Consider the following 15,219-nt stretch of genomic DNA (forward strand, 5'->3'; position numbering starts at 1 on the left):
CATGTCGTTCCCCCTCCTTACCGCGACGGCGGCGCTCCCGGCGATCGGCGCGGTCGCCACCGCCGCCGTGCCGGCCGAGCGGCGCACGGCGGCCAAGTGGCTGGCGCTGCTGGTCTCGCTGGGCACGCTGGTCCTGGGCGCCGTCCAGCTCGTACGGTTCGAGCCCGGCGGAGACCGGTACCAACTCACCGAGTCGCACGCCTGGATCAAGGACTTCGGAGTCCGCTACGAACTGGGCGTGGACGGCATCGGGGTGGCGCTGATCGCGCTCACCGCGCTGCTGATCCCGTTCGTCATCGCGGCGGGCTGGCACGACGCCGACCCTTCCTCAAGCTCTCAACTTCGTTCGAGCGGGGGAGGCCCCAAGGAGACTGAGAACTATCGATGGCGGCCGACCCAGGGCTTCTTCGCCCTGATCCTCGCCGTCGAGGCGATGGTGATCCTCTCCTTCGAGGCCACCGACGTCTTCCTCTTCTACATCCTGTTCGAAGCCATGCTGATCCCGATGTACTTCCTCATCGGCGGCTTCGGCGACCGCGCCCATGAGCACGGGGACGAGGCGGCGGCCACCCAACGGTCGTACGCGGCGGTCAAGTTCCTGCTCTACAACCTGGTCGGCGGGCTGATCATGCTCGCCGCGGTGATCGGCCTCTACGACGTCGCCGGAACGTTCTCGCTCGACGAGATCGCGGCGGCCCGCGCCAACGGCTCGCTGGACATGGCGACCAACACCGAGCGGCTGCTGTTCCTCGGCTTCTTCTTCGCCTTCGCGGTGAAGGCGCCGCTGTGGCCGCTGCACACCTGGCTGCCCAACGCGATGGGCGAGGCCACGGCCCCGGTCGCGGTGCTGATCACCGCGGTGGTCGACAAGGTCGGCACCTTCGCGATGCTCCGCTTCTGCCTCCAGCTCTTCCCGGAGGCCTCCAAGTGGGCCACGCCGGTGATCCTGGTCCTCGCGGTGATCAGCATCATCTACGGGGCGCTGCTCGCGGTCGGCCAGCGCGACATCAAGCGCCTGGTGGCGTACGCGTCGATCTCGCACTTCGGCTTCATCGTCATGGGCATCTTCGCGATGACCACCCAGGGCCAGTCCGGCGCCACGCTGTACATGGTCAACCACGGGATCTCGACGGCCGCGCTGATGCTGGTGGCCGGCTTCCTGATCTCGCGCCGCGGCTCGCGTCTGATCGCGGACTACGGCGGGGTGCAGAAGGTGGCCCCCGTGCTGGCGGGCACCTTCCTGGTGGGTGGTCTGGCGACCCTGTCGCTGCCGGGACTCGCGCCCTTCGTCAGTGAGTTCCTGGTCCTCGTGGGCACGTTCAGCCGCTACCCGGCGATCGGCGTGATCGCCACGCTCGGCATCGTGCTGGCGGCGCTGTACGTGCTGGTGCTCTACCAGCGGACGATGACCGGACCGGTCAAGGCCGAGGTGCAGGGCATGCCGGACCTCAAGGTCCGCGAACTCCTGGTGGTCGCCCCGCTGATCGCGCTCCTGGTCTTCCTGGGCGTCTACCCGAAGCCGCTGACCGACATCGTCAACCCGGCGGTGCAGCACACCATGTCCGACGTACACAAGAAGGACCCCGAGCCCGTGGTGGAGGCGGCCCAGTGAGCACAGCAGCAGCTGTCCACAGCCTGTGGACGACGGCGGCCGACGGCAAGGTCGACAAGATCCCCGCGCCGCACATCGAGTACGCGCAGCTGTCCCCCATGCTGATCGTGGTCGGCGCGGCGGTGGTGGGCGTGCTGGTCGAGGCGTTCGTCCCGCGCAAGAGCCGTTACTACGCCCAGGTGTTCCTCTCCGTCGTCGCGCTCGCCGCCGCCTTCGCCGCGGTCGTCGGGCTCGCCGCCGGGGGGTACGGCACGACGAAGGCGCATATCGCGGCGATGGGCGCGGTGGCCGTCGACGGTCCCGCGCTCTTCCTCCAGGGCACCATTCTCCTCGCCTCGATCGTCGCGATCTTCACCTTCGCCGAGCGCCGCCTCGACCCCGAGACGCACGGCAACCGGGTCGACTCCTTCGCCGCCCAGGCCGCGTCCGTACCGGGCAGCGACAGCGAGAAGGCCGCGGTCAAGGCCGGTTTCGCGACCACCGAGGTCTTCCCGCTGGCGCTCTTCGCGATCTCCGGGATGCTGGTGTTCCCGGCGGCCAACGACCTGCTGACGCTCTTCGTGGCCCTTGAGGTCTTCTCCCTGCCGCTCTACCTGCTCTGCGCGCTGGCCCGCCGCAAGCGGCTGATGTCGCAGGAAGCGGCGGTGAAGTACTTCCTGCTGGGCGCCTTCTCGTCGGCGTTCCTGCTCTTCGGCATCGCGCTCCTGTACGGGTACGCGGGTTCCGTGCAGTACGCGACGATCGCGGACGTCGTCGACGGCACGGTCCAGACCGTGGACCCGGCGCTCGCGGGCACGATGGGCAACGACGCGCTGCTGCTGATCGGCGGCGCGATGATCTTGATGGGCCTGCTGTTCAAGGTCGGTGCGGTGCCGTTCCACATGTGGACGCCGGACGTCTACCAGGGCGCGCCCACCCCGGTCACCGGTTTCATGGCGGCCGCCACCAAGGTCGCGGCCTTCGGCGCGCTGCTGCGGCTGCTGTACGTGGTGCTGCCCGGGATGCGCTGGGACTGGCGTCCGGTGATGTGGGGCGTCGCCATCGTCACGATGCTCGGCGGCGCGATCGTGGCGATCACCCAGACCGACATCAAGCGGCTCCTCGCGTACTCGTCGATCGCGCACGCGGGGTTCATCCTCGCCGGTGTGATCGCGACCAACGCGGACGGCATCTCGTCGGTGCTGTTCTACCTCGGGGCGTACTCGTTCGTGACGATCGGGGCGTTCGCGGTCGTCACGCTGGTGCGCGACGCGGGCGGGGAGGCGACGCACCTGTCCAAGTGGGCCGGGCTCGGCCGCCGTTCGCCCCTGGTGGCGGCGGTGTTCGCGGTCTTCCTGCTCGCCTTCGCCGGCATTCCGCTGACCTCCGGCTTCACCGGGAAGTTCGCGGTGTTCAAGGCGGCGGCGGAGGGGGGCGCGGGTTCGCTGGTCGTGGTCGGTGTGATCTCTTCGGCGATCGCCGCGTTCTTCTACATCCGGGTGATCGTGCTGATGTTCTTCAGCGAGCCGAAGGCGGACGGGCCGACCGTGGCGGTTCCCTCGCCGCTGACGATGACGGCGATCGGCGTGGGCGTCGCCGTGACGCTGGTGCTCGGTGTGGCGCCGCAGTACTTCCTGGATCTGGCCGGTCAGGCCGGGGTGTTCGTGAGGTAGCGCCGCGCTTTGGGGGGTGCGTTTTCGGCTGCGGGTTCGTTGCGGCTGGTCGCGCGGTTCCCCGCGCCCCTGGGAGGTGCAGGAGCCCCGGCACGCCAGCTCGTGCCGGGGCTCCGTGCTGCCCCGATCGGGGCCTGTGGATAACTTTTCAGCCCACCTGACCTGCGGTGATGGCCAGATCTGGCCCGGCTGCGGCAGGGCGTGTCCGCCCGGGCCCCTATCGTGGCAGGGGTGGCGGAGTTAACGGGACGACGGTGGGGGACGGCGGGATGAACGGGACGGAAGGGGCGGTCGAGGTGGTGGACGAGCCGATGGCCGGGACGGCGGTCGGAGCAGCGGTCGAGAGCGAGGCGCTGGGCACGCTGAACCGCGTCTTCGGCTACGAGAGCTTCCGCGGCGACCAGGGCGCGGTCATCGAGCACGTGGTGGCCGGCGGGGACGCCGTGGTGCTCATGCCGACGGGTGCCGGAAAGTCGCTCTGCTACCAGATCCCGGCCCTGGTCAGACCGGGTACGGGAGTCGTGGTCTCGCCCCTCATCGCCCTGATGCAGGACCAGGTGGACGCGCTGCGGGCGCTCGGCGTGCGCGCCGGGTTCATCAACTCCACGCAGGACTTCGACGAGCGCCGCACGGTGGAGGCGGAGCTCCTGGCAGGCGAGCTGGACCTGCTCTATCTGGCCCCCGAGCGGCTGCGCGTGGAGGCCACGCTCGATCTGCTCTCCCGGGCCAAGATCTCGGTCTTCGCCATCGACGAGGCGCACTGCGTGGCGCAGTGGGGCCACGACTTCCGCCCGGACTACCTGGCGCTGTCGATGCTGGGGGAGCGCTGGCCGGACGTGCCGCGGATCGCCCTGACGGCCACGGCGACGCGGGTCACCCACAAGGAGATCACCGACCGGCTGGTGATGCCGAAGGCACGCCACTTCGAGGCGAGCTTCGACCGGCCGAACATCCAGTACCGGATCGTGCCGAAGAACGACCCCAAGAAGCAGCTCCTGACCTTCTTGAAGGACGAGCACGACGGGGACGCGGGCATCGTCTACTGCCTCTCGCGCGCCTCGGTGGAGAAGACCGCGCAGTATCTGAGCGACAACGGTGTGGCGGCCGTGCCGTACCACGCGGGTCTCGACGCGGGCACGCGTGCGCGGCACCAGTCCCGCTTCCTTCGGGAGGACGGCCTGGTCGTGGTGGCGACCATCGCGTTCGGCATGGGCATCGACAAGCCGGACGTGCGGTTCGTGGCCCATCTGGACCTGCCCAAGTCGGTCGAGGGCTACTACCAGGAGACGGGCCGCGCGGGCCGCGACGGCCTGCCGTCCACCGCGTGGATGGCGTACGGCCTGCAGGACGTGGTCCAGCAGCGCAAGCTCATCCAGAGCGGCGAGGGCGACGAGGCGTTCCGGCGCCGGGCGGCCGCGCACCTGGACTCGATGCTGGCGCTCTGCGAGACGGCCGGGTGCCGCCGCGCCCAGCTCCTCGGCTACTTCGGCCAGGACGCCACGGCCGACCACTGCGGCAACTGCGACACCTGTCTGACCCCGCCCGAGACCTGGGACGGCACGGTGGCCGCCCAGAAGGTGCTGTCCACCGTCGTGCGGCTGGAGCGGGAGCGGCGCCAGAAGTTCGGCGCGGGCCAGATCATCGACATCCTGCTCGGCCGCAAGACGGCGAAGGTCATCCAGTTCGACCACGACGGGCTGTCGGTGTTCGGCATCGGCGAGGAGCTCTCCGAGGCGCAGTGGCGGGGCGTGGTGCGGCAGTTGCTCGCCCAGGGCCTGCTGGCGGTGGAGGGTGAGTACGGGACGCTGGTCCTGACCGAGACGAGCGGGGCGGTCCTCGCGCGCGAGCGCGAGGTCAGGATGCGCTCGGAACCGGCGAAGCCGGAGCGCGCGCCCCGCGCACGGGGTGCGGCCAAGGCGAAGGCGGCCCCGGCCGACTTCCCGGAGGAGGCGGCCCCGCTCTTCGAGGCGCTGCGCGCCTGGCGGGCCGCGCAGGCCCGTGAGCAGGGCGTCCCGGCGTATGTGATCTTCCACGACGCGACCCTGCGGGAGATCGCCGTCGCCCGTCCCGGCTCGGTGGAGGAGCTGGGCACGATCGCCGGAGTGGGCGAGAAGAAGCTGGCGACGTACGGGGAGGGTGTGCTGGAGGTACTGGGGGAGCAGGAGTAGCCGGGGGCGCCACCGGCGCCCCGCCCCCCGTGCGAGGGGCGCCAATGACGCCCCTCGCGCGCCCCGCTAGGACTCCACGATCCGGCCGGTGACCTCGCCGAGCCCCACCCGGACCCCGTCCGGGCCCGGGGCCCACGCCGTCATCGTGACGACGTCGCCGTCCTCCAGGAACGTGCGCTTGCCGGTGGGCAGTTCCATCGGCTCCGTGCCGTTCCAGGTCAGCTCCAGGAACGAGCCGCGCTGGTCGCGCTCGGGACCGCTCACCGTCCCCGAGCCGTAGACATCGCCCGTGCGCAGCGAGGCGCCGTTGACCGTCATATGGGCGAGCTGCTGGGCGGCGGTCCAGTACATGCCGGCGAACGGCGGCTCGGCGACCAGCTGCCCGTTGAGGGCGACCGAGATGTGGATGTCGAAGCCGCCCGGCACCTCGGCCTCCGCGTCGTCGAGGTAGGGCAGCAGCGGGAAGTCCCGCGCGGGCGGGGCCACCCGGGCCGCCGTCAGTGCCTCAAGAGGCGTGACCCACGCGGAGACGGACGTGGCGAAGGACTTGCCCAGGAACGGGCCGAGCGGCACGTACTCCCACGCCTGGATGTCCCGCGCCGACCAGTCGTTCAGCAGGAAGAGGCCGAAGACGTGGTCCTCGAAGGAGGCCAGGTCCACCGGCTTCCCCAGCGGTGAGGGGGTGCCCACCACGAAGCCCACCTCGGCCTCGATGTCCAGCTTCACCGAGGGGCCGAACACCGGCGCCGGGTCGGTGGGCGCCTTGCGCTGCCCGTGCGGGCGCGCCACGTCCGTACCGGAGACCACGATCGTGCCGGACCGGCCGTGGTAACCGATCGGCAGGTGTTTCCAGTTGGGGGTGAGCGCGTCCCCGTCCGGCCGGAAGATCCGGCCCACGTTGGTGGCGTGGTGCTCGCTCGCGTAGAAGTCGACGTAGTCGGAGACCTCGTACGGCAGATGCAGGGTGACCATGTCCAGCGGGTGCAGCAGCGGCTCTATGTCGGGCCGGTGGGCGGGGATCGTCACCCACGCCGTCAGGGCCCGCCGCACATCGCGCCACGCCGTGCGCCCGGCCGCGAGCAGCGGGTTCAGCGTGGGCCGTGCGAGCAGCGCCGCGTACGGGGAGCCGAGCGCGTGCGCGGCGGCCCCCGCGTCCAGGACGTGGTCGCCGATGCGGACGCCGACGCGGCGGTGATCGGGCGCGTCGGGCGTGGAGAAGACGCCGTACGGAAGGTTGTGCGGGCCGAAGGGGTCGCCCTCGGCCAGGTCGAGCGGGCTCTGCTCGGACATCTGTGCCTGCCTCGCTTTCCACGGGTGTGGAGGACACGTTACGTCGGCGATGGTTGCGTAGGCAGTGTCTAAAGAGTTCGCAATGTCCGGAAACTCCGCCTCCGGAAGGGGTGATTCCGCCCTTACCGTCCTTGCCGGGACACGAACACGGCGAGGGGGCCGTGCGTCCTGAGGGGGGACTGGTGTCGAGCAGGAACACGCTGTTCACGGCCGACCGGACCGTGCCCGCACTGATCGTGAAGATCGGGAGCTATCCGCTGCACCACGGCGGCGTCGGCGCCATCCGCAGCCTCGGCAGGCTCGGAGTGCCGATGTACGCGATCACCGAGGACCGCTGGACGCCCGCCGCGCACTCGCGCTATCTGCGCCGCGCCTTCGCCTGGCCCACCACCGGCCGCGAGGACCCGGACGCCCTGGTCGAGGGGCTGCTGCGGATCGGGCGGCGGATCGGCCGCCCGGCCGTGCTGGTGCCGACCGACGACGAGGCGGCGGTGCTGATCGCCGAGCACCGCAAGGAGCTCGACGGGCCGTTCCTCTTCCCGTCAGTGGAGCCGGAGTTACCCCGCAGGCTCGCCAGCAAGCGCGGGCTGCACGAGCTGTGCGTCGAGCACGGCGTGCCCTCGCCCGCGTCCGCCTTCCCCGACACCTATGAGGACGTCGAGGACTTCGCGCGACACGCCCGCTTCCCGCTGGTCGCCAAGAACCGCGAGGCGTTCGTGCGGCGCGAGCGGCCCGCGGTGCACGGCACCACCCGGGTGCGGAGCGCCGCGCACCTGCTCGCCCTCGCCCGCGGGTGGGGTGAGCGGCCGGGCGTGATCCTCCAGGAGTACCTTCCGCGCGAGGAGGCCGAGGACTGGATCGTCCACGCCTACTTCGACGAGAACGCGGCGCCGCTGGCGATGTTCACCGGGGTCAAGGTCCGCTCCTGGCCGCCGCACGCGGGGATGACCGCCACCGCGTACGTCGTCGACAACCCGGAACTGGCGCTGCTGGTCGAGCAGTTCGTCAAGCGGATCGGGTTCAGCGGGATCGCCGACCTCGATCTGCGCTTCGACCGGCGCGACGGCCGGTACAAGATGCTCGACTTCAACCCGAGGATGGGCGCCCAGTTCCGCCTCTTCGAGAGCGCGGCGGGCATCGACGTGGTCCGCGCCCAGCATCTGCACCTCACCGGGCGGGCGGTCCCCGAGGGCGAGCAGCGGGCCGGGCGGCGCTATGTCGTCGAGAACATCGACCTGCCCGCGCTGCTGGCCTACCGGCGCAGCGGCTACACCACCCCGCACGCGCCCGCGCGCCCCCGTGGCACCGAGCTGGCGTGGCTCGCCCGGGACGACCCGAGGCCGTTCTTCACCATGCTCGCCCGCTTCGTACGGCCGGGGGCCGAGCACCTGTACCAGCTGTGGCGGAGCTCCCGCCGCGCGATCGCCGAGTAGCCGAGCGGCGAGAGCGGAGCGGGCGCGACCCGCGCCCGTGCGCACCACCCTGGGGAGGGGACCTTCACGTGATTCGTCCGGTAGCTGTCATCGGGGCGGGGCCCTACGGTCTGTCCACCGCCGCGCATCTGCGCGGACGCGGCCTCCCGGTCCGCGTCTTCGGCTCGCCCATGGTGAGCTGGCGCGCGCACATGCCCGCGGGCATGGTCCTCAAGTCGACCCCTGCCGCGTCCAGCCTCGACGCGCCCCAACCCGGCCACACCCTGGTCGACTTCTGCGCCGACACCGGGACCCGGCGCTACGAGTCGGACTGGGACCTCATCCCGGTCGAGGACTTCGCGGCGTACGGGCAGTGGTTCGCGCGGAAGCTGCTGCCGGACCTGGAGGACGTACGGGTGGTCTCGGTGGACCGCACCGGGGCGGGCCACTTCGCGCTGAAGCTGGACTCCGGCGAGACGTTCGAGGCGCGCGCGGTGGTGGTCGCGACCGGGCTCGCCGGGCTGGCCCGGATGCCGCGCGAGCTGGCGGCCGCCGTCCCCGACGGCCCGTCCGCCACCGGCCCCGTCTCGCACGCCTCGCAGCACACCGACCTGACCCGCTTCGCCGGGCGCGAGGTGCTGGTCGTGGGCGCGGGCCAGTCGGCCGTCGAGAGCGCGGTGCTGATGGCGGAGGCGGGCGCGAGCGTACGGATCGTGGCGCGCCGGACCGGGGCCGTCCGCTTCGGTGCCGCCCCCGACCGGCAGCCCCGGCTCAGCCCCGGCTCGCCGTTCGGCCGCGCCTGGTCGCTGTACGCCTTCTCGTACCACGCCACCCACTTCCGCCATCTGCCCGCGCCCGCCCGGCACCACCTGGTGCGCCGGGTGCTCGGCCCGCTGGGCGCGTGGTGGCTGCGCGACCGGTTCACCGGACGGGTCGCGGTGACCGACGGCCGCCGGGTGGTCCGCGCGCGCGTCGAGTCGGGCCGCCCCGTCCTGACACTCAGCGGCGGCACCGGCGCCCAGCGCGAACTGGCCGCCGACCATGTGATGGCGGCGACCGGCTACCGCATGGACGTGGCCGCCCTCGGCTACCTCGGCCCGGGTCTGCGCACCCAGCTCGCCACCTCGCGGGGCGCGCCGGTGCTCGACGCCGGGTACCGCTCGACGGTGCCCGGCCTGTACTTCACGGGCCTGCCGGCCGCCTCCTCGTTCGGGCCGGTGATGCGGTTCGTGTGCGGGACGGAGTACGCCTCGCCCCGGCTCGCGGCGTCGGTGGCGGCGGGCGGCTGAAGGGGGCGGGGACGGGGTCAGCCCGCCGTCCGGGGGATGCGCTTCTCCCACGTCCGGTGGAAGACGATCTCGCCGCCGTCCCGGCACACCACCTCGTCCGAGGTGAGGAAGTCCGCCGCGTCGCAGGCGATCTCGGACCGGGTGGTGATGGTGACGTCCCAGGCGAGCTCCGGCCGGTGCAGCCGGATCGTCCGGTCCGCGCGGGTGCGCGCGGACTGCGGGTCCGCCTCGTCGATCGTGTACGTCTCCAGGGCGTCCTCGGTGAGTTCCAGACCGTCGGGGTAGACCCGTGTACCGCCGTGGCGCGGGACCACTTCGAGGCGCCACTCGCCCTTGGCGACATCGCGGACGACCAGCCGCCGGGGCCGGGGCTCGTCCAGCGGCTCGGGATGAACCACGCCCAGCGGCGCCGACTGCTCCGGCTCCTCGAAGGCGATCGCGTCGGCCGTCCGCTCCCGTACCGGCAGGCTCAGCGAGCTGCCCTGGGGGACGAGCGTGAAGCCCACCGAGTCCGCCTGCGGCCAGATCCACGGCCAGTACGCCGAGGAGACCGCCAGGCGGACCCGGTGGCCCGGCGGGAAGCTGTGGCCGGCGCCGTTGAGGGGAAACGTCACGTCCTGGGTGGCGCCCAGCGGCCAGGCGTCCACGCGCTCCTGTCCCTCGCGCGCGGACAGATTGAGTACGCCCCGGGTGACCAGCGTGGACGAGCCGTCCGGCGCCACGTCGCAGAGCCGCGCGACCGCCTGCCCGAACGGCACGTCCATCCGCAGCCGCAGCGTCACCTCCGGGCGCCCCAGGACCTCCAGCGGCGGCCCCTCGTCCGGCACCGCGAAGTCGAACGCCGCCGAGTGCGCGTCCTCGGCGCGCTGGTCCGGCGGCAGGTCGCCGTCGTCGCCGCACGGCAGGAAGCGGCCCGCGTCCAGGCCGGTGTGCTGCGGCGAGTCGACCCGGACCGGGTCGCCGCCCAGCGCGTACGGGACCGGGGTGACATGGGGTGAGGGCCAGGCCGGGTCGCCGACCCAGCGGCCGGGCAACTCCTCGTACACCGTGGCGGGCCGGTGCGAGTCGCTGATCCAGGAGCGCAGCAGCGGCTCGTCCATGACCCCGCTGTCCTGGCCCCTGAGCCAGTGGTCCCACCAGCGCAGCGTCTCCTGGAGGAAGCCGACGGCCGGGCCGGGCGGGCGCCCCCGGTCCGGGTACTGGTGCGGCCACGGCCCGATCAGCCCGCGCACCCGGTCGGCGGGCAGCCGCTCCACCAGACGCAGCACGGTGTCCCGGTGCGGGTCGTGCCAGCCGCCCACCGCGAGCACGGCGGCGCCGATCGCCCCGTAGTCCTCTCGGACACTGCCGCGCTCCCAGTGGTCGTCGCGGATCTGGTGCGCCAGCCAGGTGTGGACGGACGGCTCCATGGACTCCAGCCGGGCCAGCCACATCTCCCGCCACCGCTCGCCCACGTACGCGGGGTCCGGCGGGCGGGCCGCGAACGCCGGCGTCGTCGCCGCCCGGGCGTGCATGCCCGCGGCGAGGACGGAACCTCCCAGGTAGTGCCCGTCGTTGTCATAGCGGTCGTCCGACGAGCAGACCGCGACGACCGCCTTGAGCGGCCCGGGCGCGAGGGCCGCGATCCTGAGTGAGGTGAGGCCGCCCCAGGAGATCCCGAACATGCCGACCCCGCCGTCGCACCAGGGCCGCGCGGCGAGCCAGTCGAGGACCGCGACCCCGTCCGCGAGCCGCCGCTCGTCGTACGTGTCGCCCGGCAGGCCCTCGCTGTTGCCGTGCCCGCGCACATCGACGCGTACGGAGGCGTAGCCGTGCCCCGCGTACCAGGGATGGCGCTGCCCATCGCGCGGTGCGGTCGAGTCGGTGAGCCGGTGCGGCAGATACTCAAGCAGCGCCGGTACCGGCTCCTCGGTCACCGGGCGCCAGATCCGGGCGTACAACCGCGTCCCGTCCGGGAGCGGAATCTGAACGTCCGCGCGCGTGGTCTCGTACGGGAAGTCGGTGCGGATCCGCATGGTCAGCCACCCCTCGGCGCCGGGGCCGGTCACGGTGTCGGTGATTGTCTCCGACAAAAGGTCCATTCCTGATGGTATGAGCTGATCACGAACATACCGGGGTGTATCGGGCTGTGCGCGAGGGGTGACGGGAAGGCGCCAGCGGTGATCGAACAACGACCGGATACGCTGACTTGAGTGAAGGCAGCGACACATCGACAATCCGTGTGATCGTCAGCAGACAGGAGTACCCCTCGTGACCGTCGTCGGGCCGTTCGGGCTGAGCGTGCGGGACCAGGCTCTTGAAGCCGATGTCCAGACCGGATTGGCGGCAGTCGAGGCGGGCCTGCTCGACGCCACCAAGAGCGAGGTCCCCTTCATCACGGAGGCCGCGCAGCACCTCGTGCGCGCGGGCGGCAAACGCTTCCGGCCGCTGCTCGTGATGCTCGCCGCGCAGTTCGGCGACCCCTACGCGCCGGGTGTCGTGCCCTCGGCCGTGGTCGTCGAGCTCACGCATCTGGCGACGCTCTACCACGACGACGTCATGGACGAGGCCGAGGTGCGGCGCGGGGTGCCCAGCGCCAACGTCCGCTGGGGCAACTCGGTCGCGGTCCTCACCGGCGACTTCCTGTTCGCCCGGGCCTCGCACATACTGGCCGACCTGGGCCCGGAGGCCGTACGGATCCAGGCCGAGGCGTTCGAACGGCTGGTCACCGGCCAGATCCTGGAGACCGCGGGCCCGCGCGACGGCCGCGACCCGGTGGACCACTACCTCGACGTGCTCGCGGGCAAGACCGGCTCGCTGGTGGCTGTCTCCGGCCGGTTCGGCGCGATGATGTCCGGCGCCGACGAGTCGGTCGTGGACATCCTCACGCAGTACGGCGAGCGGCTCGGCACCGCGTTCCAGCTGGCCGACGACGTGCTGGACATCGCCAGCGACTCGCACGAGTCCGGCAAGACCCCCGGCACCGACCTGCGCGAGGGCATCCCCACGCTGCCGGTCCTGCACCTGCGGGCGCAGGCGGCGCAGTACGGCCGCCCGGACGACCTGGAGCTCGTCGCGCTGCTCGACGGCGACCTGACGGACGACGCCCGGCACGCCGAGGCGCTGCGCCGGCTGCGGGTCCACCCGGCGCTCGAACAGGCCCGCAGGGACACCGTGCGGTACGCGGAGGAGGCCCGCGCCACGCTGGCCCCGCTGCCGGAGTGCTACGCGAAGGCGGCTCTGGAGGAGCTGTGCGACGCGGTGGTGCACCGCGCGGGCTAGGCGCCCGCCTCTTCAGTACCCGAATCCGTAGTGCCCGGAATCAGTACCCGGAGCCGCTCGGCGGGGTGGTGGTGCCGCCGGAGGTTGTGCCGCCGCCCGTGTCGGCGGTGGCCTTCGCCCCGGTCGGGGTGATCGCGAACCAGGTGCCGCCGGCGCCCTGTCCGTACGCCTCGCGGGGCTCGTCGTCCTTGGCGTACCGGTAGAGCGGCCAGCCCGCGAGGGTCAGCTGGGTGGTGCCGTCCGGGCGGGCGACCGTGCCGACCAGGGCCTTGTCGACGCCCTTGACGGTCAGCGCGTCGGTGGCGGGGGCCGGGGGCCAGATCGCGGCACAGGCGGCCAGGCAGTTCGAGTGGGACGGCTTCGCGGTGTCCTTGTCGAAGCGGTACAGGACGTACCCCTTGCTGTCCGTGACGACGGTGCCGACCTTGTCGACCTGGGTGGCGCTGAGGGTGGGGGGCGGCCGGGTCCGGGGTCGCGGGGGCCGTCGTGCCGGTCGACGGCTTCTCGGTCTTGCTGCTGCTGTTGTTGCTGCTTCCGCACCCCGTGGCAGCCAGCGCGAGGACGGCGGTCCCGGCGGCCGCGCCGACGGCGATGCGGTGGACGGTGAGCATGGCGATCCCCTTTGGTGGTGCCGGTTGCTCTCACTCAGGTGTACGGATTCCGGCCCAAAGCGACTCGAACACCCGATCTGTCAATAGTGTGACCCAGGTCACACTATTGAGTGTCTGGTCACGCTGTGGAGACAGTCGCATACCTGACGAAACAATGGCGAACCGGAATCAGTGGGGTGCTGTGCCGGCGTCGCCGCCGGGGTGGCCGGGCGGTGGGGGTGCTGCCCGGCGTACGTGCCGGTGCGCGGTCGGCGCGCCGGCCGCGCCTGAAGGCCGCTCAACCCCGCGGGCGGCCGGATCTGTTGGTCGTGGCGCGGGGGCAACCCCGCCTGGCCTCGACGGAGTTGATGATTCTGACAGGTACGCGACGTACAACCCCTACTGGTCGGGGGAGGTGTCGAGGGCCCGAGTCATCCCAGAGAGGTACACGAGGTTGCTCCCGAGGGGTGACGCCCGGCGGCGGCTGATTTGGTCAGATTGAGAACACCACTCCTGACCAATTCGGGTGAGAATGGCGGCGCGGGGTGGACAGAGCGCAGCACTACGGACGGACGCCGCCGACCACGGAGGTAAGGCACACATGGCACCGAACGACAGCGCACACACCACCGAGGAGGCCAGGGACCTCGTCGCGGGCCGCCGCAAGGCCGCGCGGTATCTGGTTCCGGTCGGGGTGGCGGGGGTGGCGGCCGCGACGATCGGGCTGGTCCCGGCGCTCGCGGCTTCCGGTGACCCCGATCTGCCGAAGATCAGCGCACAGCAGCTCATCGAGAAGATCGCCGCGTCGGACGCCCAGCAGCTCTCCGGCACGGTGAAGATCAAGACGGACCTGGGCCTTCCGTCCTTCGGCGGCCTCGGCTCCTTCGCCCCCAAGGGCGGCGGGGGCAAGGGCGGCTCGTCGGCCTCGCCCGACAGCAAGCTGATGGAGCTCGCCTCCGGCTCGCACACCCTGCGGGTCGCGGCCGACGGCCCGGACAAGCAGAAGCTGTCGGTGCTCGACAAGGCGTCGGAGTACAGCGTCGTCCACAGCGGGGACGACGTGTGGGCGTACGACAGCGCCTCGAACGAGGTGTACCACTCGAAGCGGGCCGGCGACGGCAAGAAGGAGCTCGGGGGTGGCGCGGCCAAGGGCCACGGCCCCTCGGGCAAGGCCCCGGAGTCCCTGCCGACCACGCCCAAGGCGCTGGCCGAGCAGGCCCTGAAGTCGGTCGACCCGACCACCTCGGTGACCGTCGACGGCACGTCCCATGTGGCGGGCCGGGACGCCTACCAGCTGGTGATCAAGCCGAAGCAGTCCGGTTCGACCATCGGTGCGATCCGGATCGCGGTGGACGCGAAGAACGGGGTGCCGCTGAAGTTCACCCTCGCGCCGTCCGGCGGGGGCAAGGCCGTGATCGACGCGGGCTTCACCAAGGTCGACTTCGGCAAGCCGTCCGCCTCGACCTTCGACTTCACCCCGCCCAAGGGGGCGAAGGTCACCCAGGACGACGGCAAGGCGCACGAGGGCCGGGGCGACAAGCGGTTCAAGGGCTCCGCCGGCAGCGAGTTCAAGGGCCTCGACGTCATCGGGAAGGGCTGGAACTCCATCGCCCGCCTCGACGTTCCAGGAGGTAAGGGCATCCCGTCCGCGCACTCCGGCAAGGGCGGCAAGGGCGATGTCCCGCCGGAGGCCCAGAAGTTCCTCAACTCGCTGGGCGACAAGGTCACGGGCAAGTTCGGCTCGGGCACGGTCTACAAGACCCGCCTGGTCAACGCGCTGGTGACGGACGACGGCAAGGTGTTCGTGGGCGCGGTGACCAAGGACGCGCTGGTGAACGCGGCGAACGCGGCGAAGTAGCCGAAGCGGCGGGCGTGAGGGGGGACTCGGGTTCCGGGGAGTTGGGCCCCGGGGACCAGGGTCCCCCTTCGCTCCCCCACCCGTGTG

The 15,219-nt window shown here is 71.8% G+C and carries 10 protein-coding genes; 7 read left to right on the plus strand and 3 right to left on the minus strand.

The genetic code is table 11. The features are described from left to right. Nucleotide 1 precedes the first annotated feature (1 nt). The 3 genes from A8W25_RS19060 to recQ all read left to right on the plus strand — a co-directional run bounded on the left by A8W25_RS19060 (nt 2) and on the right by recQ (nt 5,432). On the plus strand, nt 2–1,612 hold the full coding sequence (locus A8W25_RS19060) for an NADH-quinone oxidoreductase subunit M (RefSeq protein WP_067163051.1): 1,611 nt from the start codon (nt 2–4) through the stop codon (nt 1,610–1,612). Beyond that, nucleotides 1,609–3,264, plus strand: coding sequence for an NADH-quinone oxidoreductase subunit NuoN (nuoN, locus tag A8W25_RS19065; protein WP_067163053.1), 1,656 nt, complete (start codon nt 1,609–1,611; stop codon nt 3,262–3,264). Before A8W25_RS19060 ends, nuoN begins: the two co-directional genes overlap by 4 nt. A gap of 269 nt (nt 3,265–3,533) precedes the next feature. Then, a complete protein-coding gene (gene recQ, locus A8W25_RS19070; protein ID WP_079126177.1) occupies nt 3,534–5,432 on the plus strand; it encodes a DNA helicase RecQ in 1,899 nt (632 codons plus the stop codon). Between the two features lie 66 nt (nt 5,433–5,498). Here recQ and fahA read toward each other — a convergent pair whose 3' ends face one another. Then, the gene (gene fahA, locus A8W25_RS19075) at nt 5,499–6,722 is read right to left on the minus strand and encodes a fumarylacetoacetase (RefSeq protein WP_067163055.1); all 1,224 of its coding nucleotides are present in this window, start codon (nt 6,720–6,722) and stop codon (nt 5,499–5,501) included. A 182-nt stretch (nt 6,723–6,904) separates the two neighbouring features. On the opposite strand from fahA, the gene A8W25_RS19080 reads away from it, so the two are divergent. Then, nucleotides 6,905–8,155 (plus strand): ATP-grasp domain-containing protein, encoded by a 1,251-nt coding sequence (locus A8W25_RS19080; RefSeq protein ID WP_067163056.1) that lies wholly within the window; start codon nt 6,905–6,907, stop codon nt 8,153–8,155. 68 nt (nt 8,156–8,223) lie between these two features. Beyond that, nucleotides 8,224–9,423, plus strand: coding sequence for an FAD-dependent oxidoreductase (locus A8W25_RS19085; RefSeq protein ID WP_067163058.1), 1,200 nt, complete (start codon nt 8,224–8,226; stop codon nt 9,421–9,423). A gap of 17 nt (nt 9,424–9,440) precedes the next feature. Here the strand turns inward: A8W25_RS19085 and A8W25_RS19090 are convergent, their stop codons facing one another. Continuing rightward, a complete protein-coding gene (locus A8W25_RS19090) occupies nt 9,441–11,438 on the minus strand; it encodes a CocE/NonD family hydrolase (RefSeq protein ID WP_067164227.1) in 1,998 nt (665 codons plus the stop codon). 235 nt (nt 11,439–11,673) lie between these two features. Between A8W25_RS19090 and A8W25_RS19095 the strand changes: the two genes are divergently transcribed. Continuing rightward, nucleotides 11,674–12,684, plus strand: a complete 1,011-nt coding sequence (locus A8W25_RS19095; protein ID WP_067163060.1) for a polyprenyl synthetase family protein — start codon at nt 11,674–11,676, stop codon at nt 12,682–12,684. Between the two features lie 40 nt (nt 12,685–12,724). Here the strand turns inward: A8W25_RS19095 and A8W25_RS35765 are convergent, their stop codons facing one another. Further along, a complete protein-coding gene (locus A8W25_RS35765) occupies nt 12,725–13,372 on the minus strand; it encodes a hypothetical protein (protein WP_420708505.1) in 648 nt (215 codons plus the stop codon). Between the two features lie 503 nt (nt 13,373–13,875). On the opposite strand from A8W25_RS35765, the gene A8W25_RS19100 reads away from it, so the two are divergent. Next, a complete protein-coding gene (locus A8W25_RS19100; RefSeq protein ID WP_067163062.1) occupies nt 13,876–15,132 on the plus strand; it encodes a LolA family protein in 1,257 nt (418 codons plus the stop codon). The last annotated feature ends 87 nt before the right edge of the window (nt 15,133–15,219 follow it).

This window comes from Streptomyces sp. ERV7 (genome assembly GCF_001653515.1).
Lineage (GTDB): Bacteria > Actinomycetota > Actinomycetes > Streptomycetales > Streptomycetaceae > Streptomyces.

Coding starts and splice junctions, on each gene's coding strand:
- fahA (WP_067163055.1), bottom strand. CDS start 6,722: ATGTCCGAGCAGAGCCCGCTCGACCTGGCCGAGGGCGACCCCTTCGGC.
- A8W25_RS19090 (WP_067164227.1), bottom strand. CDS start 11,438: ATGCGGATCCGCACCGACTTCCCGTACGAGACCACGCGCGCGGACGTT.
- A8W25_RS19100 (WP_067163062.1), top strand. CDS start 13,876: ATGGCACCGAACGACAGCGCACACACCACCGAGGAGGCCAGGGACCTC.
- recQ (WP_079126177.1), top strand. CDS start 3,534: ATGAACGGGACGGAAGGGGCGGTCGAGGTGGTGGACGAGCCGATGGCC.
- A8W25_RS19060 (WP_067163051.1), top strand. CDS start 2: ATGTCGTTCCCCCTCCTTACCGCGACGGCGGCGCTCCCGGCGATCGGC.